Source organism: Luteibacter sp. P4_D7_3 (genome assembly GCF_056401735.1).
The window spans coordinates 1-20,070 of record NZ_JBFUIT010000013.1 but is presented as its reverse complement, the minus strand read 5'-3'; the positions used below and the strand labels follow the sequence as shown (position 1 = coordinate 20,070).

Below are 20,070 nucleotides of genomic sequence, written 5' to 3'. Positions count from 1 at the left end.
GCAATTTCTTGCGATCTAATGCTCACCGGGGAATCAACAGGGAACCACCGGGATGAAATGGATCTTCCGCCTCGTCGTGCTCGTCATCGTCGTCTATGGCGGTCAGGCCGCCCTACGCCAGATCACTCTGGCCCACGAGCGTTACGAGGCTCGCCAACACGTACAAGCGCAGCTTGATGCCCTCCCGGTCGCCCAACGGCGCAAGGCTGCACTCGAGGTCTATCTGAGCTTCTATTGGTCGGGCGCGAACCTGCTGCCCGCCGTCTGCAGGAAGGAAGGCATCGACCTGTCCGACTATGCGAGGAACTACGCGAACCGATACGCCGCTGAGCACGATCGTGTTCGTGCTGCCTACAGTCGCTTGGGCGGGAGCGAGCAGGCGCTCATCAACGCCCTCTCGGCGGACAGCAGCGACACGATGAAGAAGGCGCTGCTACGTGCTGCCGATATTTCGCAAAGTGGCGACAGCATGGCCGACGGTTGCCGGGCCATCCTGAAGAAGCAGGACAAGATTCTGGACAGGATGAATTTTCCCGAAGCGCTTCCCTACGTGTGGAGCGTCGCCGACGTTCCCTGACGCACTCATCGTGTTCGCCGGCGAATTCACCAACGTTTTCGGCAAGGGCCTGGTCGCCTGGCTATGGGATTGCCTGTTGCCGTGGGTCTCGATCGCCCTCGTGATCGGACTGCCTCTTCTTCGACGTGAGTGGTGGCATCACGCTGGCAAGCGGCATGGTTCGATCATGGGTGTTCTATCGTCGAACCAGACCAGAACGAGCTTGATTCCGACAAGCCCATGCCGATGCTAAGGCAACGCCCACCTAAGCGGGCGCTGCCGTCAGAGATGCCGCATAGGCCTCAGCGATGGTAGGCCGGGTGATACGCCGGATGGTGGCGCGGCGGCGGACGGTGGTACGGGCGGTGGTGATAGGCACGGTGGTGATAGTGGTGATGCACCGGACGGTGATGGACCGGGTGATGCACGACGACCACGCGACGCGACTGCGCCATCGACAGTGCCGGCAGCGCCAGCGCCGCAACAGCCAGCGCAACGGAAATGACAAGCTTCTTCATAGAACCCCCTTGCTTGGTGGAAACCAGGCAAGAATGGCTGAAGCGTCCTGAACTTGCGACCTCCGGGCGCCGGGCCTCATCACGCTTCCTTGCCTCACCGTGTGGGTGTGCGCCCATCGTCGAATCGGCATCCATTGGTTACACTTGGCGCCGCGCAAGGGCCTATAGCTCAATGGTTAGAGCAGAGGACTCATAATCCTTTGGTTCCAGGTTCGAGTCCTGGTGGGCCCACCAAGCGCGCTGTGCCATGGCTTTTGACCTGGCTGGTACGCGCCAACAGTCTCCAGGCAGCCATTTTTCACAACAGTGCATTGTGGAATGTCGCCATTTCGCCCGGGGTAGGCGGCAACMATGTTGGTTGCTCATCAACTCTCCCGAGGCTCGAAAATGACCAGGCAAGCGCTTATTGTCGTCGACATCCAGAACGACTATTTCCCCCGTGGCAAGTGGATTCTTGAAGGCGTAGAAGCCACTGCGGACAATGCGGCACGGATCATTGCAGCCGCCCGCCGGAACGGCGACCTTGTCGTCCATATCCGCCATGAAACGCTGGCCGAAGGTGCCCCGTTCTTCGTCCCCGGGACGGATGGCGCGGAACTGCACGCGAAGGCCATGAACCTTGCCGATGAAACCGTGATCGTGAAGCACTTCATGAATCCGTACCGCGAAACGCCGCTCAAAGCGATGCTGGACAGCCGCGGCATCGAGAACGTCACGGTGGTCGGCAACATGAGCCACATGTGCATCGACGCCGTGACGCGAGCCTCGGATGACTTCGGTTTCAAGGCCACCGTGATCCACGATGCTTGTGCCACTCACGACCTCGAGTTCAACGGCGTGCAGGTCCCGGCCAGTCAGGTCCATGCCGCCTTCATGGCGGCCCTGCAGTTCGGCTATGCCAAGGTCGAATCGACCGAGACTTTCCTCGGCGTGTAAGTCGACGTTTCGGGATCGCGCTCCGTCACCTGGCGCCTGTACTCGCCCTCGTTGAAGCCGGTCAGGTTATCCTTAACCTGACTGGTCATTCTTCAGTGAAATTAAAGCGATCCGATGAAGTCACGCTCCTTCGCCCAGCTGTTTGGCGTGTTGATCCTTGCCTGGGTCGCTCTCAATCTTCCGCTGCTGCTTGGCCTGCGCGTCCTTCCCGGGGACGCCATGAACGAGTTCTACCCGATGGTGTACTTCAACGTGCACAGCATCCGGACGGGCCTCGCACCCTGGTGGAACCCCCTCATCTTCGGCGGCTACCCGCAAATTGCGGACCCCCAGGCCATGCTGTTCTCTCCGCTGCTGATGGCCTGGATGCTGCTGCGCACCGACCCGGGCACGACCTGGTTCGTATGGGCCGCGCTCTTGCACGTGCTGATGGGAGGCGGTGCGTTCCTGGCGCTCATGCGCCGGTTCGGCAGTACGGATTTTGGCGCCACACTGGGCGCCATCGTCTTCATGGCGGGCGGCGTCGCCGCATCGCGCATCCAATACGTACCGATCGTTCTGGCTTACAGTTTCCTCCCCGTGACGCTGCTGGCACTGCGTTGGTTTCTCGACCGGCCAGCCGTGTGGCGAGGTGCCATCGCGGGTCTCGCCGCTGGCGCCATTCTCGTTGAGCCGGTGCAGCTGACCTACCTGATCGGGCTGATGCTCGTCCCCTATGCCGCCTGGGTAGTGGCGGCTCGCTGGCCATCCTGGACGCCACAGCTACGTTATCGTGTCATCGCTGGTGCTGTCCTCGGCGGCGGTATCGCGATCGCGATGGCGCTGCCTCAGCTGCTCCTGAGTTACGCCTTCGTAGCGGTCTCCAATCGCCCCCAGCTTCCACTCGAGTCTGCGACATCGATGTCCGTCGACTGGCGCACCTTCCTCACCCTGTTCGACCCGAACGCGCTGCAAAGCCTGCGTGGGAAGTACACCGGTGYGGTCGATCCCATTGAGACCTTCCTCTACATCGGCGCCCTTCCGTCGCTGCTGTTCTGCATGGGCCTCAGGAAGGCATGGGCCGTCCCCGTACAACGACGTCACCTCATTTTCTTCGGCGTCACGTCGATCGCCGCGATCGTCTACATGGTGGGTGGCCATACGCCTATCTACGGCTGGCTCTACCACGCGTTGCCAGGAATAAAACAGTTCCGACGGCCTTCTGACTCCGCATACCTCCTGAACGTGGCACTCGCCATCGCCGTCGCGTTCGGGGCTTCGCACGTCGACCTCGCCAATCGCCGACGGATGACCTGGCTGCTGGCGGCGACGACCTGCTGGCTCCTCCTCGCCAGCCTCGCCATGTGCGGGACGGGCGAGGGCTGGCAGGCCGCCAGCATCGTCGCGCCGATGGCTGCGGCCGCGGCGCTATGGCATGCACGCCGCTCGACGAATACCCGGCACGTGGCGATCACCCTGCTGGCGGTAGTCGTCGTGGACTACCGCTGCTTCAACCTCAACGGCGAGTTCAACCAGCGCGGCGATGCGGGAAAGAAGTTCAGGGAGAACGCGGCGGTGACCTTCCTCGCGACGCGACTGCGCGAGACCCCACCGGGTGCATTGCCCCCGCGTATCGAAGCCACCGACCTCGGCGCGGGATGGAAGAATCTCGTCGTGCTACGCGATCTGCCGGCGACACACGGTTACGGGCCGCTGCGCTGGGTGATCTTCGACCGCTTGTACGGCGCGTATTCGGACGGGGACGGTCCGCGCCCGACCACGGTCTACAATCCGGATCCTTCCGGCGCCATGAACCGTATGCTCGGCGTGGCCTACGTCGCGCTGCCCGCGGGGACATCCACACTTTCCTGGCAATACCCTCCGGCGTTGCCAGCGTCACGGGTCTACGCGGACGACAAAACGGAGATCATCCGCACGACATCGTCACCCAGCGTTGTCGCGCCCACCGAGGCTATCGTGCTGCCCCTGGGATCGCTGCCCTCGCCTGCGGAGTTTGCCTCCGCCGACTTTGGTCACACTGTCTTTCTTACCCCGCGCGATCAGGCGGACGCTGACCTGGTCACGCAGGACGCCGCGACCTGCACGGGCCAGCTCACGATACGGACATCGCAGGCAACCAACGTCCGCACGGACATCAAGACGTCTGGCGTGGCGCCAGGGTGGCTGGTGATGTCGGGTCAGGATTTTCCCGGCTGGGTGACACGTATCGACCGGCAAGAGGTGCCGCACCACCGGGCGAATGGGCTGGTGCGCGCCGTCTGCGTCCCGGCGGGTGAGCACACGGTTACGTTCACTTATCAGCCGTGGCGCATGGTCAGCGAGGTGCTGGGGCGACCCGCCGCGTGGCGGTGAAGGTAAGTGGTTCGCTCGACAGGGGCTAGTCGAACCGATGGTCGGTGTGTTGCGCGGCCAGCTCGAACTTCATGCGCTTCAGCCAAGGCTTAAGACGCTTGATGTCGTCGAACACACGCATATCGCGTTCGACCAGTTTGATGTGCTCGCGCAAGCTGGTGATTCGAGCGGTGAAGACGCGTTTGACGTTCTTCGGCGTTACGGACGACATCGGATCCATTCGGCTTCTCATCAGATAGTTGAGTTGAATCTCACCGAGCTCTGTATCGAGATCGCTCAGCTGCTCTTTCAGGATCGCGTTCCAGCGCTTGAGCTTTTCCTCGCCGACATTTTCCAGGGCCGCCTGGTCAATGTGCTCCAGCTCCAGCTGGATTTCGAGCAGATCGAGCAGGCTCCGGCTGGCATAGGCCGTGTTCACCCGTTTCATCAGGGCAACCTTCCGTTCGCGCTCGACAGGATCACTCTCGCGATCGGGATGCAGCACGCTTGCCAGTTTTCGGTATACCTCGCGAATCGATAGATGGATTTCCGCCTGCTCGGCGCGCGCACGCTCTTCGGCCGCTTCCTGCTTTGGCGTCTTCTTGCGCTTCGCGTGATACGCCGCCCTCTCTGCCCGCGCTTGCTCGTCTCGCTTGTCGAGTTGCTCCTGCACATGCCGGAGAACGTCGTCGGGCGAACTGAGATCGACATCGTCGCCGATGTCGATATCGAACGTGGCCTTCAGGTCATTCCGCAGGTCCTCCATGGCCTCAGCTTCGACGTCAGCATCCGGCGCCTTGTAGCGCTCGTAAATCTCAGCGAGCGAAGGATCGTCGACGGACGGAAGAATGAGCTCCGCGAAGTAACAGATCAGATCGGCGACCGTCTGACGCTCGCCTTTGGTAAGCGCCTTCTCGCCGTAGGATTCGTCGAGGCGCTGCACCATCTGAATACGCACCGTGTCGAACTCATCCTTGAGGGGTTCGAACTCGTCGTTGTATCGCCGCTGGAATTCGGGACCGAACGCCTCCCATTCGGCCAACGAAGCCCGGCGCTTCTCGATTCTGGCGATCAGCGCGTTGAACGCTTTCTGGCCTTTTGAAAGGAGCCGGTCGGCGCCAGCGCCAGTCGCGCCGATGGGGTTGAGCGTTTTCTTCACGATGAAGCGATTCCGGGAGCACGAGATGATGCGCCGGATATGTTAAGGCATCAGGTCGTTGTCGCTGTCGCGTTGGTCCAGCCGGTGGAAGTGGCGCGGCTGCATCCGCTCCCTACCGGGACCGAGACGCTTGCGCTTATTGATATTTACATCAATAATAGGGCTTCACTAGCCAATACTTGACGTATTTATCAAATGCAAACTCTGGCTGAACTCGGCGAGGCTGTTGCCACCAGGCGCAAAGCGCTTGGCCTGAAGCAGGCCATGGTCGCTGAAAGCGCAGGAATCACCCCAGAGTCGCTATCGCGTTTCGAGCGCGGGAGATCGGCGGAATTTGGCTCGCGCAAGCTGCTAGCGGTGCTGGCCGTCATCGGCATGGAACTGCACTTCATCGAAGAGGGTGCATCCGGCTCATTGGATGAACTTCGCAAGGAGCGGGGAGGCACATGAAGCTGTCGGTCTACGTGCTGGGGCGCGACGTGGCTACGCTGGAGTCGGTGGGCGATTTCCGCAGCGTGCTCACTTACAACGCGGGAACGGCACCCAACGATTTCGTCTCGCTAACAATGGGCGTACGCACCGAGTCCTGGGGTTGGGACGATACGCTACCTCCGGTTCTACAGATGAACCTCCCCGAGGGCTATCTTCTCCAGGTGCTGCAAGAAAAGTTCGGGCCGCACGTCGGCGCCAGTCCGTTAGCCCTGCTTTCCGTCGTAGGTCGCAACATGGTGGGGCGTCTGCAAGTCGCAGCGCCTGGCGCCAGGTTGGATGAACCGACCGAGCCTATCGAAGTTTCCGCGCTGCTAAAGGGTGACAATTCCGAAGAAGCGTTCGCCGAACTGGTCCGCCAGCACGCGACCAGCGGTGTGTCGGGCGTCGTGCCCAAATTCCTGGACGCTCAGGACGAGCGCATAGCATTGGGGCCGCACCATAAGGCAACGCTGCTAACGCGCCGGCACATCATTAAAGGCTCTTCGCGCTTATTACCCTTTGCAGCTTTGAACGAACACCTGTGCATGCGGGTCGCCGCTAAGGTCTCACCGGCCGCAAAAACCGAAGTCTCCCAGGATGGTCAGGCACTGGTGGTGCACCGTTTTGACGTGGACGAGCATGGCCAGCCGCGGTGGGGAATGGAGGATTTCTGCGCACTGCTCGGCATGCGCCCGTCAGCGAAATACGACGCCACTTGGGAGCGTGTCGCGAAGGCGGTGCGAGATCATGTCCCGGGCACGTTGCGAATCAATACCTTTCGCCAACTGGCGACCACGCTGCTGCTTACCTATGCATTGCGAAACGCCGACTGTCATTCCAAGAACATCGCGCTTCTCTACACCTCGCGAACCGATGTCCACCTGGCACCGGTGTACGACATGCTGACAACCAGCGTCTATGCGGGATACCAACACAATCCGCCAGCTATTTCGTTCATGGGAAAGAAAACGTGGGCGCCTGGCAGGAACTTGCAGACATYCATTGCGAACACCTTCGGAATTTCGGTGAAAGAGCAGTTGGAGATTGTCGAAGGCATCGGCCAGGCCATTTGCGAGGTGGCACCGGCAGTACGCGGCGCCATAGAGGAACACCCGGCTTTCAGCGACATTGGCAAGCGCATGCTCCTGGCCTGGGAAGAAGGCATCAATGGTCTACGCAACAAGAAAACATACGCGCTGGGCGAAGTGTCGTTGGGAGATGCCTTCACTGGATTCTCCGACCCACCGAAGCTGGACGTCGGGAAGTCCGACATCGGACGTTCAGAGCTTCTAGGCAGGCGGAAATAGTTCCGAAGGTACGTCAAGTTACTGGATAGCAAACTCACAAAGACCAAGGCATTGGATGCGCACCAGCTCGCCCTTGAGCTCGAAGAGCAACTCGCCGCATGGGTGCCGGGGGCCCGGTCACCTAGGTGCACACGGCACCTTCTCGGAGCGCCCTACCCCAGGCGACGCAGAACGCAAAGTCCATGTCGTGGCTATGACAATTCCTGGTTACCGATTCGGCCACGCTCTTCTAGTCCAACGCCTAAAGAGCAGCCGGGATGTCGGGGCAGTTGTGTCTCAAAAAACCACTGCCTAGTCAGCGGCTACACACCGTCGCACATCACGGGGTCTGGCACAGACAAGTGACGATATCGCAACGGATATACGCTGTTCCGGCAAATCGCGCGTCGCGATGGCTTCCTGACCTAACTTTTTTTAACCTCCTGCCGAAATATATCTGGGTATGGCGCGGCATGCGCCACTGACGGGCCGCTTGGCGCCCTCCAACCTCATGGCAGGACCAAACATGATCACTCTGGCACCCACAGCTATACTCCACGCTCCGACCGTAAGTGAAGTTGATCGCCTCGAGAAGGTCCTGGCTTGTGCTCTCGAGACTAGAAACTTCGAAATATCGCAGCTGTCGTCACGAAATAATTTCGTCCTAATTGCACAAGGCGCACTTGTAGCTGCCGCTCTTAAAGAGGGAGCCTCTCCCGAATTCTTAGGCGTCATCGTTGTCGCGTTGATAGGCGCAGTACTATCTCTGTTTCAACTTCAGATGTCGGCGGGTGCCAAGTTCTGGCAGGTGCGCTGGGAAGCTGCAACGGAGCAAGCCGAGGAGGCTTACCTGGAAGCTTTGAGGGCATCTGGCGTCACCAATGTAATCACCCTCTTCAGTCACGACGATTCTGCCTCTGTCGTTCGTGAGCACCTCGCCAGCAACGGATCCACGACGACCGCCACGCAAAGATGCTCCTTCAAGAGGATCGAAGACTGGCTAATAATGCAAAGGTTTTCTCCGAGCCGGACCCCGATGAGAATGGCGGCTGTCTTCCTATGTTCGTGGATTCTTGTCCTGCTCCTCGCTAACGTGCTTCGCTGATTGACTCGGAAAGCTCCCACATGGAAATACGTTCGCTATGGACACCATCCGGTCACCGCGACCTTCCTCGCAGCAGAATCCGCAGCAACACTCTCCATCTTCTAACTGGGGCGAACGGATCGGGAAAGACCGAATCACTCGCAGCGATCATGCGTCAATTTACTCGAAACACTGGCGACTACTACTACAGTCCCAACGCATCTCAGCTGAGTGACCGGCCGTCGAGGACCATTAGTCAAACGTTCAGCCCTTTCAGCCGATTTCCCCGCCCCCTGGCCGACAGCACGTCGCTCGCGGACATTTACGGAGATGACGCTGAAGATCGGTTCGCCTATTACTGTATCGGCCTACACAGTCAGACACGCTTTGTCGGAAAAGGCCTTACGAAGCAGATTATCGAACAGGCAATCTATCGCCTGAGCGAGCGGTCGAAAAGCGTACACGCAATTTTCGAAGTCATGCGAGGCCTGGATCTGCGAGACAGTCTTCTTCTTACCTACGTCCCTAAGAAGGACTTCAGGTTTTTGACTGGAATGACCGGAGACCAGAGGACTCGCATACGCCGCTATCTTGAGGAGGCCGCCGCGGGATATTGGCCAAGTCATCATATCTTCAAGGCTCAGCTGCGAAGGCAGTTGAATCAGACGAACCTAGATGACCTCGCAGAGCTCGTCAGTACTGCATTTGAAGTTGTGGCTCCATACTTGGAGCGCGGAAAGTTTCGTCTAGACCTGAACGGAACCGACCAAAAGTCACTGGACTTCGCCTTGCTCCAGGCGCTCTCACTCCTTCGTCGATTGAACCTTCTCGAGCTTGCCTCCTGCGAGATTTCGACGATAGGGGAGCACCGCTTCGACGTTGCGATGGCGAGCTCGGGCCAACAGCAGATGCTTTGCTCCATTATTGGGCTGGCCGCCACCCTAAAGGACAGTACGCTCGTCGTCATCGATGAACCCGAGCTCAGTCTCCATCCCCGATGGCAACAGAGCTACCTCGAACATTTACTCATGGCGCTTTCCCCGCATCGCGATTGCCACGTGCTCATCGCGACACACTCTCCTCTGATAGTCCAGAGCGCGCAGCATCGGGGAGTCGAAGTTCTTCATATGAGCGAAGATGTCGATGAGAACACGCCATCGCCACGTCGACCTTCAGTTGAGGGTGCGCTTCTGGATGTATTCAATACTCCTGTCGCCGGGAGCGCTCATCTCGCGAATCTGATTCTCTCCACCGTTACAGCGGGGACGACCGGCGACTACGACACCAACCTCTTAGCGATCGCCGAACTTGAGCGACTTCGACGACTCTACAGCCATTCACACCGAGACGATCACGCAGGCAAAGATCTCGAGCTGATTGAACGTGGGCTGGAGTTGCTAACACTCAGTGAGAGCGGCGATGAATAGTTTCCGTTCCCGGGCCCCTACCCCGACCTCTATTCCGGGATTGGATACACAGCAGCACGAGCATCTTCAACGGCGGGGAGCCGAAGATGCGAACCTCTGGACCGGTCGTCCTGATTCAGATGCACATCTGATCAACACCTTCAGGCGTGAGGTTAAGTTCCACTTTTATCACCATCAGAAACGCCGTTGCTGCTATTGCAGCAAAGAACTTGATAGGCATGGGGGAAGTTTCGACGCCGAGCATATCCTCGACAGATCCCGGCACCCGTGGCTGATGTTTCACTTATCGAACATCGCTGTTTGCTGCAAGACGTGCGGCGGAAAGAAGAGCAATAAACGAGTCTTGGCCGCGCCCGTGACTTGCCCATCCGAGCCACCAGATCGCTCGACCGACTATCTGATCGTCCATCCTCAAATTGACGAGTGGGACCACTTTCTCGAGTACGACAAGTTCAATCGAGTTCAAGCCAAAGACGGTCATCCAAAGGGAAGGAATACAATTAGTGTTTGCGGAATACACCTACTCAACAGCGCGCGGTTAGCAGATTTTTTTTCGCCGGATCAGCATGCCTCTGCAGAGAAAGCAATTGAAAAGTTCTTCAGTCTCAGAAGCACTAGCCATCGGCAGAAGTGGCTTCGGCTACTGGACGGCCTGGCTCAGAATTGCGGCTTGGAGTCGGCACGTGTCGTCGTCGCTCTGCTTGCAAAGGAAGATGCGCCTTAGCCATCGTAGATACGCCTTGCGTTAGGCCGAAGCCTTCGCGCGAATTGTTCGTACAAAGCGATGACTACAGGTGAAGCTGGGTCCTCGACGGTCCTAGCCAACGCAGGGCACGCAATATCCATCCGCGCGCCAGGTCCGGATCCCACACAAAGGTCGCCACACTCTCTGGCGGCATCGCGTATTCGAATCGATTCTTGCCGTCGACGACCGAGATGCGTCGAATCTCCTTGTTGAGATTCACCATCACCAAAGCGATCGATCCGTCGAAGTCGTTCTGAAATGCGACGTTCGCAACGCCATTGTCGTTGACGTCGGTATCCGTGGAGTTCACCCGGAATGCTCCCGGCTCGACGAAGCGGCTGAAATGTGCCAGCGCGTAGTACTCGTCGTTGCGGGTCACTTCGCCCGTTTCCGAATCGATCGTGATGACACCTTTGCAGCGCGAGCACCCACCAAAGTGGGGACCATGATTCTCGTCCAGTGCAAGGTTCCAGTAGACGACGCCACGCGCCCACTGCCTGATTCCCGTGACGAGCAGGTTTCGTGAGAACCAGAGCAACTCGCCGTTGACGGACAAAGGCCACTCACCGCCGGTGCACTCTGTTATGTACGCGTCCTTGTCAGGATGCGCGCGATGCACACGGCCCTGCTCATGCTGGCTGCCGCCGTAGCAATGCCACGCGACGCCATCGATGTAGCGCGCGGCATCGGGATCGGCAAGCACGGCCAATGGTTCTTCGACGGGGGTCCAGTTGTGGTCCCATTCCAGGATGCTGGTCTTCGGTTTGCGACTGGCCAGTTTCGGGCCGAGATATTGCGAGACGAGTCGCGCTCGCGTCTTAGCACCCATGGTCATGCCCGGATAGCTGATCGGCGCGTAGGCGGGTTCGTTCTGCAAGGTCAGGGCAAAAATCGGAATGCCCTGCTTCGCGTAAGCGTCGAGGTACTTGACGAGATAATCCGCATACGTGCTCTCGAACTGCTCTTCCAGTTCCCCGCCCAGCAGATTCTGAGTGGTTCTCATCCATGCGGGTGCGCCCCAGGGCGATGCGATGGTGAGCATCCCGGGATGGATGGAGAGGACTTCCCGCATCACAGGCACGACGTCCTGCAGGTTAGGCGCGATGTTGAAGTGCTTCAGCTGCGGGTCGGTCTGGCCGAAGGGAATATCGTCCAACGTATAGACGTTCAACGAGAAGTCCGACGAGCCGATGGTCAGGCGCATCATGTTGAAGTTGAGGTTGGGCGGCGGTCCGTACAGTTCGCTCAACACATCATGGCGCTGCTGCGCACTCATGCGGGTGTGGAGGAGCCATGCGGAGGAGTCCGTCATCGCCGCGCCAAAACCGGTGATGGTCTGGTACCGGGTCTTGGTATCGATGACGATATCGGCGCTCGCCGCATCTTGGGCGCTCACCTCGATATCGGGTTGACGCGCCAGCTTCAATTGGTGATCTGCCGTGCTCAGCCAAACGTCGACGGCGGGCATGATCTGACGGACCGGGGGCGCCGCTTTGGCAGCCGCCACGATGGGCGCTACGAAGCGCGGCACATAAAGAGCAAGCAGGCTGAGCAGGGAGATCAAACCGATGGAAGCGGCGACTGCCCAGCGAGGACTCACCTCTCGCTCATCCATGGCGCCCGGGCATCCTGTCGCTCACGTTGCAGCTCACCTGGATCACTACGCTTTCCACTTTTCGCCTCGATTCAGCATAGCGAACCTGCCGCGGGGCCGATAGACCAAACCGATGCAGCGCTCAGTCGGCCGCGGAAAAATGCGCCATCTGGTCCACCCCTGCGCCCGAGAGCATCAGGCGCGAAAACGAAGAGGACTTCGCAGCTTTCTGCGTGAAGACCGACGATGGATGCTGGCCGCCGGCACCACCGGCGAGGGAAGATATCGACACACGGCTCGGTCAGGCGGGTCGATTCGGTATTACGATCTCCCCCCGGACAAGGGATCGTCCGAATGAGGAAAAACCAAGAGCATGACGACGCGCACCACCCTATGGATCGTGGCCCTGATGCTCTCAGGGCTGCTAGGTAGCGCCGTCACGCTGCGCTGGCGGGCCAGCCATACGCCGCCCATCGTCCTGGTAAAGCTCGACGGCGCGGCGAAGCGTCCCGTGTCGGGTCGCTTGCTGGTCTTTGCGACCCTGGCCAAAAACGCAAAGGCCCAGGCCAAGGGCGGCAAGGTGACCCAGGTGGACGCGGATCCCTGGCATCCCACGCGGACGGCCGTGGCGGCGCGTGAGATCGTCAGGCTGGCGCCGGAGCAGACCACGGAGATCGACACGGACGCGGTTGCCTTCCCTACCCGCTTCTCGGAACTACCGGCGGGCGAGTATCTGCTGCAGGCCGTGCTGGACCAGGATCACAACTACAACTACAGCGGACGCGACACCGGCGATCTGGTCAGTCCGATCATCAGCGTGCGCCTGCCCCTTGTCGTTTCTCCGACCCTCGCACTGGTGCAGGTGCAGGCCGATCCCGATCCCTGGCAGCTGGACTGGGAGACGCCGGAAATACGCGCCGATGCGCCCGAGGCCCGACGAAGCACCCAACCGCTCGATGTGACAAGCCGGCTGCTTTCGAACTTCTCGGGACGCCCGACGCACATGCGCGGATGGGTACTCCTGCCGCCCGGCTACAACAGCGGCGCCCGCACACGGTATCCCACGGTGTATTTCACCCATGCTTACGGCGGAGACAAGAACAGCCTTGTCGACGATGTCGTCACGGTGCATCTCGCCACGAGCAGGGGTGAGATGCCGCCGATGATCTGGGTGTTCCTCGACCAATCGGGTACCACCGGCACGAACGAGTTCGCCAACTCGGTGAACAATGGCCCTTGGGGAGACGCCCTCACGAAGGAGCTCATCMCCGAGCTCGAGGCGAAATTCCGCATGGATGCCAAGCCCTCCGGCCGCCTTCTCACCGGGCACTCATCGGGTGGCTGGGCGACGCTGTGGCTGCAGACGCAGTATCCGAAAATCTTCGGTGGCACGTGGTCGACCTCGCCCGATCCGGTCGACTTCCATGACTTCTCCGGCGTGGATATCTACACACGCAACGCGAACTTCTATCGACGGCCGGACGGGATGCTCTGGCCCATCAGCCGCGTTCACTTTCACGGCGAGGGGTCCTTCGCCGATGCCGCGCAACTGGAACGCGTCCTGGGTCCCTACGGCGGACAAGTGTCATCTTACGAGTGGGTGTTCTCGCCGAGGAATGTCGACGGAACACCGATGCTTCTGTTCGATCGCTACTCAGGCCAGATCGACCCCCAGGTGCAGGCCTACTGGATCGAGCACTACGACATTGCGCGATACATCCGCCTGAACTGGCCGACGCTGAAGCCGGACCTCGATGGCAAGATCCACATCGTCGTGGGTACGGAAGACAGCTGGTATCTGGACGGCGCCGTGCACAAGCTCAAGGCCGTCCTCGACGGGCTGCATGCCAGGTCGGATATCCGTTTCCTGCCCAACAAGGCGCACATGGATCTTTACGCCAAAGGGGACGATCCGAATGCCTTGCTCAAGGAGATGAGCCAGCAGATGTATGTGGTCGCGCGAGGAACGGCGTCGACGGCGCCGGAGAGTCCCTCCGACGACCGATGACCGGCGCCGTGGCGGTCACTCGCGACGCGAACGCGCCTTGGCCCGGGGCCGCTTACCGATGGTAGCGGCCTGCGGAACATCCCTGGGCATCGCGGCGGCGCCGTGACCCAGCTGCTCCAGCGATGAGAGATCGTCGACATAGGACACGAAGTGCTGGAGATAGCCCGGCGAGAGATCGCGCATGAGCGCGATCGAGCGATGGACCAGGGCACTCGAGTTGAGCGGACCCGCGTTCTCCGGTGCGTGCTCAAGGGACTGACGCAACTGGCTCTCGGTACGCATGCGCGACCAGAGCTTCTGGAACTGATCGAGCGTCGCCAGTTCGGGATACGACGACGAGCGGGCGACGATTTCGTCGGCGAGACGTCCGAGCGGCCCACGATCAGGGCGCATGGGGCGTCACGTTGGTGGACGACGGCTTCGGAATCGGCGCGATCTCCACGCGGCGATTCTTCGCGCGGCCTTCGTCGCTATCGTTCGCACTCACCGGCTGCTCCGAACCGAATGCGGCCGCGAAAACCGATGGCGCCGGCACGCCATCCGCGATCAGTGCGCGCGTGACCGTGAGGGCACGCTGCGCCGAGAGCTCCCAGTTGTCGGTGAAATGACGGTTGCTGTCGTGCACCTGCTGGTCGTCGGTGAAGCCGCTGACCATCAGGACCTCATCGCGCGTCGTGAGGTAGTTCGACAACGGGCCGGCAAGGCTCTTCAATACCTCGCGGCCTTCCGGCTGCAATTGATCGGAATTGAGGGCGAACAACACACTGCCACGAATGCCGATGCGCCCGTTGACCAGCGTGACGCGCCCGGCCGCCAGTGGCGCGGCCAGCGCCTGTTCCAGCGTCATGCGACGCTGCGCTTCGGCCTGTCGCTGCTTCACCTCTTCGTCCAGCCGATGCGACAGCTGCAGCTGCACGCCGATCACGCCGACGAGGATGAGCACGAAAGCGCCCAGCAGTACCGACATCAGGTCGCCGAAGGCGGCCCAGATCGGCGCGACCGATTCGCCTTCGAACTCGATATCGTCGCTCATGCCGTTTCCGTCCCGACGGAGGCGCGCTGGCGAGCGAGTTGCTGCATTTCTTCGATGATCTGCTTCTGCGAGAGCATGCTGAGGTCAACGACTTCGCGCGCCTGGGCCACGTAGTACGCCAGCTGCTCGTCGCTACGCGCGAGCGAGTTGTCCAACGCGGTGGCGATGACGGCAAGGCGCTCCATGAGCGCCTCGTTGGATTGCCCGAACAACTGCACGCCGCTACTGAAGGCCTCGCCGAGGCTTGCCACATCGGCCGCGCTGCCCGCGATCTGCGTTCCCACGACCTCGAGTTTGCCGGTCTCGGCTTCGATGTGGTCGGTGAATCGCGTGCTGACGCGCTCCAGCAGGTCGGCCGATGTGGTGACCAGCGCGTCGACAGCCACGCGCTGCTCGGTGGAGGCGTGGTTCACCGCGTCGAGCAGGGTTTCCAGCGTGGCGAGCAGGCGGCTGCGCTCCTCGAGCATAGCGGTGTCGCGGACCATGCTGTCGGAAAGCTTCTGGCGCAACTCGGCGACGATGTCGGCCGCGGCCTTGGGTGCTTCCGATGCGGCGTCGACGAGGCGGGAGATCTCGGCGATGGTTTCATTCGCGTGCGCCTGGGTCTGCGTGGCGATGTCGCCTGCCGTGCGCGCCAGCGTGTCGCAGATGTCCTGCTGACGAGCGGCGACGCTCTCTCCGGCCTGCTCCCAGTGCGCGTCGAGTGCGGCGACCATCGCGGCGAGCGAGTCAGCCCAGGTCGTGAGGCGCTCGGCGTCACCGGCCTGCAGTTTCGCCTGCAGATCTTCGTGCGAAGCCTGCACGACGCTGACCAACGACGACGCGTGTTTCTCGAATGCGGCCGATGCGGCGACGAGGGCCTGCTCATTGCGTGCGGCGAGCTCTTCGTGTGCGGTGCCCTGCTTTGCCAGCGCCTCGCTCCACGCGCCCGCGACCTGGCCGGCCGTCGTATCCAGGCGTGTGGCGACGCCGTCGAGCAGGCTGATCGAGCGCTGCTCGAAGGTCTCGGCAAAGCGTTGCTGCGAGGCGCGCAGATCCCGCGCCAGCGTTTCGTTCGACTGCTGCTGCCCGGTGACAGCGTCCGTCCAGATATCCGCGACGGCGGCCGTGCTCGAAGCGAACGCGCTGGAAAGGCCTTCGAGCTGCTGCTGCACGGCCTGGGTGACGGTGTCGTGCAGCGACGCCGTTTCCCGTGCGAGGCCGGCCATCGTGGATTCCATGACCGGCTGAAACGCTGCGCTCGCGGCGCGTGCGCTCTCGGTCACACTGTCCTTAAGCGACTGTTCCACTGACAACGCGAGCTTCGCGTAGATCTCGCCCGTCGATACATGGAATGCTTCCTGGGCGGCACGCTGCCGCTCGCTCGCATGCTGGCTGTGTTGCTCGATGCCGGCCATCATCGTCTGCAGGCGATCGATCAGTGTCGGCATCACCTCGGTCTGCTGTTGCAGGAGCTTGAATGCTTCCTCGCGCTGATGGGTCTGCGAGTAAATGCGCAGCGTGGTCGCGATCTTTACGTCCAGCAGTTGCACGGTTTCCAGTCGCTCGCGGCGGCAAAGCGCGGACAGCAGCCCCAACATTGCCGAGGTGGCGACGCCGGCGATGGAGGTGCCGAAGGCAAAGCCGAGTCCCTTCACGGGAGCAGCGAGCGATCCACGAATCGCCTGGAGGTCGGTGGCGCTTTCCAGCGCCAGGCCGGTACCGCGGAGCGTGGCCATCATGCCCAACAGTGTGCCGAGCATGCCCAGCAGCACCAGCAAGCCGACCAGGTACGGCGTAAGCGACGGCGCAGGCAATGCCACGCGCTCACCTTCGACACGCAAGCGGACGGCATGGCGCAGGCTCGGGTGCAGGCGATCGAGAAAGCTGCCCAGGCTCGAAGGCGTGGCAGACAGATCGGCGACAGCATGCTGTAGCGTGCCTGTTGCCTGGCTATAACGATGCAGTTCAAGCGCACCCGCGATGTAGCAGACGCCGATCAGCAGCGCGACGGCGGCACCCAGCGGGTTCGAGCCCACGTAGCCCACGCCGATCCAGCACACGGCGACGAAGCCGACGACGAACACTGCAAGGTTGAGAAAATTTCTGAACATGACTTTCCAGTTAGCTGGCACGAAGGGCTGCGAGCAAGCCTTCGACCGGTTGAAAACGAACGTCCAGTTCGGCGAGCAGTACGCTCTGCATGTCTTTACGGAACACGTCCAGCCACAAGGCTGACGCGTCGGCGGGTGAGCCCTGGGTGCGCTGGCGCAGGCCGTCGAAGTACTCGCCCAAGAGGGTGGGCACCTTACCCAGGAGGGATTGCTCGCGCGCGCTCAGCGCCAGCTCCATCACCGCGTCCACCTCCGCGAGCCGGGCCTTCTCGGGCGACCCCTGCGCGAGCATGTCGCGCAGGTTGCCCCTGAGGCTGCCCGTGGTCGCCTGGATCTTCCTTTGCAGGGCGATATAGCGCTGACGAAGCGGCGCGTAGTCGTTGGCGGCATCCAGGTTCGGCATGCCAAGGGCCTCCCGCTGCGCCGAGGTCAGGAAGGCGCGGTCGGTGTTGATGGCATGGACCAGCGCATCGTGCGAGCGCAGGCACTCATCTTCCGCCGCCTGCCCGAAGACCGGCACGTCATCGTCCGGTGCCGAAGGGTTGCCATCGAGCGCCGTCGACAAGGCGACCGCCTGCTTCCAGTCGAGCCAGTGGCTCAGCCGGTCCGGAAGGGAAGCACCGGATTGTGGGGCGTCGACGTCGGTGAGGCGGGTCAGCAGGCGAATGAACGCCGGGCCCCGGACCGTCGACCGTTGAGGTGCTGCTTGCACGCTTTGACCGGCTAAAAGACGACCATTTTACACGCGAACGCAGGCAAGGCCGTTGCACGTCGATGGCAGGCCGGGTCTCAGATGCCGCGGGAATATCAGGGCGCCTGAGAATGGGGTGGCCGGCGCTCAGGCGCCCGTCGGGCGGGGATTGGCCGGCTGGGCCCCGTGACCTTCACGAGGACGCATCGCCACACGGACCAGGTAGATCACGATGAGCACGTTGGCCACCAGGATGGCCAGCTTCAGCCAGCTGAAACGCTCGAAGCATTCGTAGATCTCGACCGGAACGAGGGAGCCGGTGGCAATGACGGTAAACCACTCCGCCCAGTACTTCCGCAGCCACAGGCCGATCCCCTCGGTGGCAAAGATCGCCGCGTAGACCAACGCCACGATGCCGACAGCGACGAACTTCGCCGGGCCCATGCCCTCGAGCAGGTGCACCAGGCTCCAGCGCATGCCGTTGCTTTCGGTCAATTGCAGGTGTTCCAGCCACTGCACGAGGTGCTGGAAACTTTCCTGCTCATCCAGGCGGAACGCCGCGATGGCGATGAAGATCAGCCCGATGGTCTTGACCGCCTTGTAGACCGCGATGATGCGGAGGCCGGCGGGGTAGTGGGGCGTCGCTTCCGGATCGGTCGATGTGCTGTCAGGGGCCATGCTGCCGATCTTAGTAGACAAGGAGGTGCATTCGGTACAAGCCGCGGCCGGATCCCAGACATAGCCTCGACACAGGCCGGACTAGCTTGCAGCGTCCGCCCGCGACCGCAATCCATCCATCCCATCGAGACAGCCGCCCATGAGCTACCGTCCCGCACCGCGTCGCTCCGTCCTGGCCAACGCCATCTACGGCCTCCTCAATCCCATTCCCTTCGGCTTCTTCGTCGCCGCGCTGATCTTCGATGTGGTCTACAGCCGTAGCGGCGAGATCCTCTGGATGAAGGCCGCCGCGTGGCTCATCGCCATCGGCCTGGTGTTCGCCATCATCCCGCGCGTGGTCAACCTCGTGCAGGTGTGGATTACCTCCCGGCGCAGCACGGTCGCCGCCGAACGGCTGGATTTCTGGCTGAACCTGCTGGCCATCATCGTTGCCGTCATCAATGCCTTCGTGCACAGCCGCGACGCGTATGCGGTGATGCCCGCCGGCGTCTGGCTTTCCGCCCTGACGGTCCTGGTCCTGGCCATCTCGCACATCGTCATTGCCGTGCAGCCGACCGCTCCTGGGAGCCTCGTCCATGAATAAGACCCTTTATCGCAGCGTGCTGGCCATCGCCTGCGTGGCCGTCCTTGCCGGCTGTGACGAGAAAGCGTCGTTGCAGCCCGACCAGCAGTCGGGCGACAACCCGCCCCTGCCCAAGGCGCAGAGCTTCATCGTGCCGCCCATGCAGGTGCCCGACAAGGCAGGCTGGAAACAGGGCCAGATCCCGACGGTCGCGCCCGGCCTGAAGATCGAAGCCATGGCCGCCGGCCTGATGCACCCGCGCCAGCTTTATGTGCTGCCCAACGACGACGTGCTCGTCGTGGAGTCCAACGGTCCGGGCACGGAACCGCTGACCACACCCAAGCAGCTCTTCGCCGGCATGGTGAAGAACCAGTCGGGCAAGGGGGGCAAGGGCGGCAATCGCATCACCCTGCTGCGCAAGAACGCGAGCGGTGGGTGGGACAAGCACATCTTCATCGAGAACCTGAATTCGCCCTTCGGCCTGCAGCTGATTGGCGACACGCTCTATGTCGCCAACACCGATGGCATCGTGAAGTTTCCTTATGTGACCGGGGAAACCGAGATCAAGACGCCCGGCGTCGGTTTCACGGACCTGCCGAACACCATCAACCACCACTGGACCAAGTCGCTCCTGGCCAGCCCGGATGGCACCAAGCTCTACGTGGGCGTGGGCTCCAACAGCAACATCACCGAGAACGGCCTGGCCGTGGAATACCGCCGCGCGGACATCCTCGAAGTGGATGTCGCGACGGGCGCGAGCCGCATCTATGCGTCGGGGCTGCGCAATCCGACCGGACTTCAATGGGAGCCCTCCACCGGCAAGCTCTGGGCCATCGTGAACGAGCGCGACGAGATCGGCGCCGACCTCGTGCCGGACTACATGACCTCGGTACAGGAA

19 protein-coding genes and 1 tRNA gene are annotated in these 20,070 nt (G+C 61.5%); 12 read left to right on the top strand and 8 right to left on the bottom strand.

Going from position 1 to position 20,070, the window contains the following annotated elements:
- Nucleotides 1-52 precede the first annotated feature (52 nt).
- Nucleotides 53-577, top strand: a complete 525-nt coding sequence (locus tag AC1DSN_RS02885; protein WP_477298897.1) for a hypothetical protein — start codon at nt 53-55, stop codon at nt 575-577.
- A gap of 281 nt (nt 578-858) precedes the next feature.
- Here the strand turns inward: AC1DSN_RS02885 and AC1DSN_RS02880 are convergent, their stop codons facing one another.
- The gene (locus tag AC1DSN_RS02880; protein ID WP_477298895.1) at nt 859-1,074 is read right to left on the bottom strand and encodes a hypothetical protein; all 216 of its coding nucleotides are present in this window, start codon (nt 1,072-1,074) and stop codon (nt 859-861) included.
- A 158-nt stretch (nt 1,075-1,232) separates the two neighbouring features.
- Between AC1DSN_RS02880 and AC1DSN_RS02875 the strand changes: the two genes are divergently transcribed.
- The 3 genes from AC1DSN_RS02875 to AC1DSN_RS02865 all read left to right on the top strand — a co-directional run bounded on the left by AC1DSN_RS02875 (nt 1,233) and on the right by AC1DSN_RS02865 (nt 4,362).
- Nucleotides 1,233-1,308 (top strand) — tRNA-Ile (locus AC1DSN_RS02875).
- A gap of 153 nt (nt 1,309-1,461) precedes the next feature.
- Nucleotides 1,462-2,010: a cysteine hydrolase family protein gene (locus AC1DSN_RS02870; RefSeq protein ID WP_477297115.1), complete on the top strand. Its 549-nt coding sequence runs from the start codon at nt 1,462-1,464 to the stop codon at nt 2,008-2,010.
- Between the two features lie 114 nt (nt 2,011-2,124).
- Entirely contained in the window at nt 2,125-4,362 is a 2,238-nt protein-coding gene (locus AC1DSN_RS02865; protein ID WP_477329520.1) for a hypothetical protein, read from the top strand.
- Between the two features lie 25 nt (nt 4,363-4,387).
- Here AC1DSN_RS02865 and AC1DSN_RS02860 read toward each other — a convergent pair whose 3' ends face one another.
- Entirely contained in the window at nt 4,388-5,500 is a 1,113-nt protein-coding gene (locus AC1DSN_RS02860; protein WP_477297117.1) for a J domain-containing protein, read from the bottom strand.
- Between the two features lie 195 nt (nt 5,501-5,695).
- Between AC1DSN_RS02860 and AC1DSN_RS02855 the strand changes: the two genes are divergently transcribed.
- From AC1DSN_RS02855 to AC1DSN_RS02835, 5 genes are all read left to right on the top strand, one after another.
- A complete protein-coding gene (locus AC1DSN_RS02855; protein WP_213948940.1) occupies nt 5,696-5,950 on the top strand; it encodes a helix-turn-helix domain-containing protein in 255 nt (84 codons plus the stop codon).
- Nucleotides 5,947-7,278 (top strand): type II toxin-antitoxin system HipA family toxin, encoded by a 1,332-nt coding sequence (locus tag AC1DSN_RS02850; protein WP_477329518.1) that lies wholly within the window; start codon nt 5,947-5,949, stop codon nt 7,276-7,278. Before AC1DSN_RS02855 ends, AC1DSN_RS02850 begins: the two co-directional genes overlap by 4 nt.
- 505 nt (nt 7,279-7,783) lie before the next feature.
- The gene (locus AC1DSN_RS02845) at nt 7,784-8,362 is read left to right on the top strand and encodes a RipA family octameric membrane protein (protein WP_477329516.1); all 579 of its coding nucleotides are present in this window, start codon (nt 7,784-7,786) and stop codon (nt 8,360-8,362) included.
- Between the two features lie 20 nt (nt 8,363-8,382).
- Nucleotides 8,383-9,768 (top strand): AAA family ATPase, encoded by a 1,386-nt coding sequence (locus AC1DSN_RS02840; RefSeq protein WP_477298057.1) that lies wholly within the window; start codon nt 8,383-8,385, stop codon nt 9,766-9,768.
- Nucleotides 9,761-10,492 (top strand): hypothetical protein, encoded by a 732-nt coding sequence (locus AC1DSN_RS02835; protein WP_477329514.1) that lies wholly within the window; start codon nt 9,761-9,763, stop codon nt 10,490-10,492. The genes AC1DSN_RS02840 and AC1DSN_RS02835 overlap by 8 nt, the downstream gene beginning before the upstream one ends.
- Before the next feature lie 64 nt (nt 10,493-10,556).
- On the opposite strand, the gene AC1DSN_RS02830 is transcribed toward AC1DSN_RS02835, so the two are convergent.
- Nucleotides 10,557-12,128, bottom strand: coding sequence for a glycoside hydrolase family 30 protein (locus AC1DSN_RS02830; protein WP_477293581.1), 1,572 nt, complete (start codon nt 12,126-12,128; stop codon nt 10,557-10,559).
- A gap of 352 nt (nt 12,129-12,480) precedes the next feature.
- Here AC1DSN_RS02830 and AC1DSN_RS02825 point away from each other — a divergent pair, with 352 nt between their 5' ends.
- A complete protein-coding gene (locus tag AC1DSN_RS02825) occupies nt 12,481-14,115 on the top strand; it encodes an alpha/beta hydrolase (protein WP_477329512.1) in 1,635 nt (544 codons plus the stop codon).
- 15 nt (nt 14,116-14,130) lie between these two features.
- Here AC1DSN_RS02825 and AC1DSN_RS02820 read toward each other — a convergent pair whose 3' ends face one another.
- The 5 genes from AC1DSN_RS02820 to AC1DSN_RS02800 all read right to left on the bottom strand — a co-directional run bounded on the left by AC1DSN_RS02820 (nt 14,131) and on the right by AC1DSN_RS02800 (nt 18,631).
- Nucleotides 14,131-14,508, bottom strand: a complete 378-nt coding sequence (locus AC1DSN_RS02820; RefSeq protein WP_477293585.1) for a DUF2894 domain-containing protein — start codon at nt 14,506-14,508, stop codon at nt 14,131-14,133.
- Nucleotides 14,498-15,148: an OmpA family protein gene (locus AC1DSN_RS02815; protein ID WP_063570574.1), complete on the bottom strand. Its 651-nt coding sequence runs from the start codon at nt 15,146-15,148 to the stop codon at nt 14,498-14,500. The genes AC1DSN_RS02820 and AC1DSN_RS02815 overlap by 11 nt, the downstream gene beginning before the upstream one ends.
- Nucleotides 15,145-17,241: a DUF802 domain-containing protein gene (locus AC1DSN_RS02810; RefSeq protein ID WP_477293588.1), complete on the bottom strand. Its 2,097-nt coding sequence runs from the start codon at nt 17,239-17,241 to the stop codon at nt 15,145-15,147. The genes AC1DSN_RS02815 and AC1DSN_RS02810 overlap by 4 nt, the downstream gene beginning before the upstream one ends.
- 10 nt (nt 17,242-17,251) lie before the next feature.
- A complete protein-coding gene (locus tag AC1DSN_RS02805; RefSeq protein ID WP_477293590.1) occupies nt 17,252-17,953 on the bottom strand; it encodes a DUF3348 domain-containing protein in 702 nt (233 codons plus the stop codon).
- A gap of 126 nt (nt 17,954-18,079) precedes the next feature.
- The gene (locus AC1DSN_RS02800; protein WP_331709604.1) at nt 18,080-18,631 is read right to left on the bottom strand and encodes a DUF2127 domain-containing protein; all 552 of its coding nucleotides are present in this window, start codon (nt 18,629-18,631) and stop codon (nt 18,080-18,082) included.
- Between the two features lie 118 nt (nt 18,632-18,749).
- Between AC1DSN_RS02800 and AC1DSN_RS02795 the strand changes: the two genes are divergently transcribed.
- Nucleotides 18,750-19,193 (top strand): DUF2231 domain-containing protein, encoded by a 444-nt coding sequence (locus AC1DSN_RS02795; RefSeq protein WP_477293593.1) that lies wholly within the window; start codon nt 18,750-18,752, stop codon nt 19,191-19,193.
- A partial coding sequence (locus AC1DSN_RS02790) for a PQQ-dependent sugar dehydrogenase (RefSeq protein ID WP_477329510.1) occupies nt 19,186-20,070 on the top strand: 885 nt, incomplete at its 3' end. The genes AC1DSN_RS02795 and AC1DSN_RS02790, both read left to right, overlap by 8 nt.

Coding starts and splice junctions, on each gene's coding strand:
- AC1DSN_RS02885 (WP_477298897.1), top strand. CDS start 53: ATGAAATGGATCTTCCGCCTCGTCGTGCTCGTCATCGTCGTCTATGGC.
- AC1DSN_RS02820 (WP_477293585.1), bottom strand. CDS start 14,508: ATGCGCCCTGATCGTGGGCCGCTCGGACGTCTCGCCGACGAAATCGTC.
- AC1DSN_RS02840 (WP_477298057.1), top strand. CDS start 8,383: ATGGAAATACGTTCGCTATGGACACCATCCGGTCACCGCGACCTTCCT.
- AC1DSN_RS02845 (WP_477329516.1), top strand. CDS start 7,784: ATGATCACTCTGGCACCCACAGCTATACTCCACGCTCCGACCGTAAGT.
- AC1DSN_RS02855 (WP_213948940.1), top strand. CDS start 5,696: ATGCAAACTCTGGCTGAACTCGGCGAGGCTGTTGCCACCAGGCGCAAA.
- AC1DSN_RS02795 (WP_477293593.1), top strand. CDS start 18,750: ATGAGCTACCGTCCCGCACCGCGTCGCTCCGTCCTGGCCAACGCCATC.
- AC1DSN_RS02830 (WP_477293581.1), bottom strand. CDS start 12,128: ATGGATGAGCGAGAGGTGAGTCCTCGCTGGGCAGTCGCCGCTTCCATC.
- AC1DSN_RS02880 (WP_477298895.1), bottom strand. CDS start 1,074: ATGAAGAAGCTTGTCATTTCCGTTGCGCTGGCTGTTGCGGCGCTGGCG.
- AC1DSN_RS02815 (WP_063570574.1), bottom strand. CDS start 15,148: ATGAGCGACGATATCGAGTTCGAAGGCGAATCGGTCGCGCCGATCTGG.
- AC1DSN_RS02810 (WP_477293588.1), bottom strand. CDS start 17,241: ATGTTCAGAAATTTTCTCAACCTTGCAGTGTTCGTCGTCGGCTTCGTC.
- AC1DSN_RS02835 (WP_477329514.1), top strand. CDS start 9,761: ATGAATAGTTTCCGTTCCCGGGCCCCTACCCCGACCTCTATTCCGGGA.
- AC1DSN_RS02870 (WP_477297115.1), top strand. CDS start 1,462: ATGACCAGGCAAGCGCTTATTGTCGTCGACATCCAGAACGACTATTTC.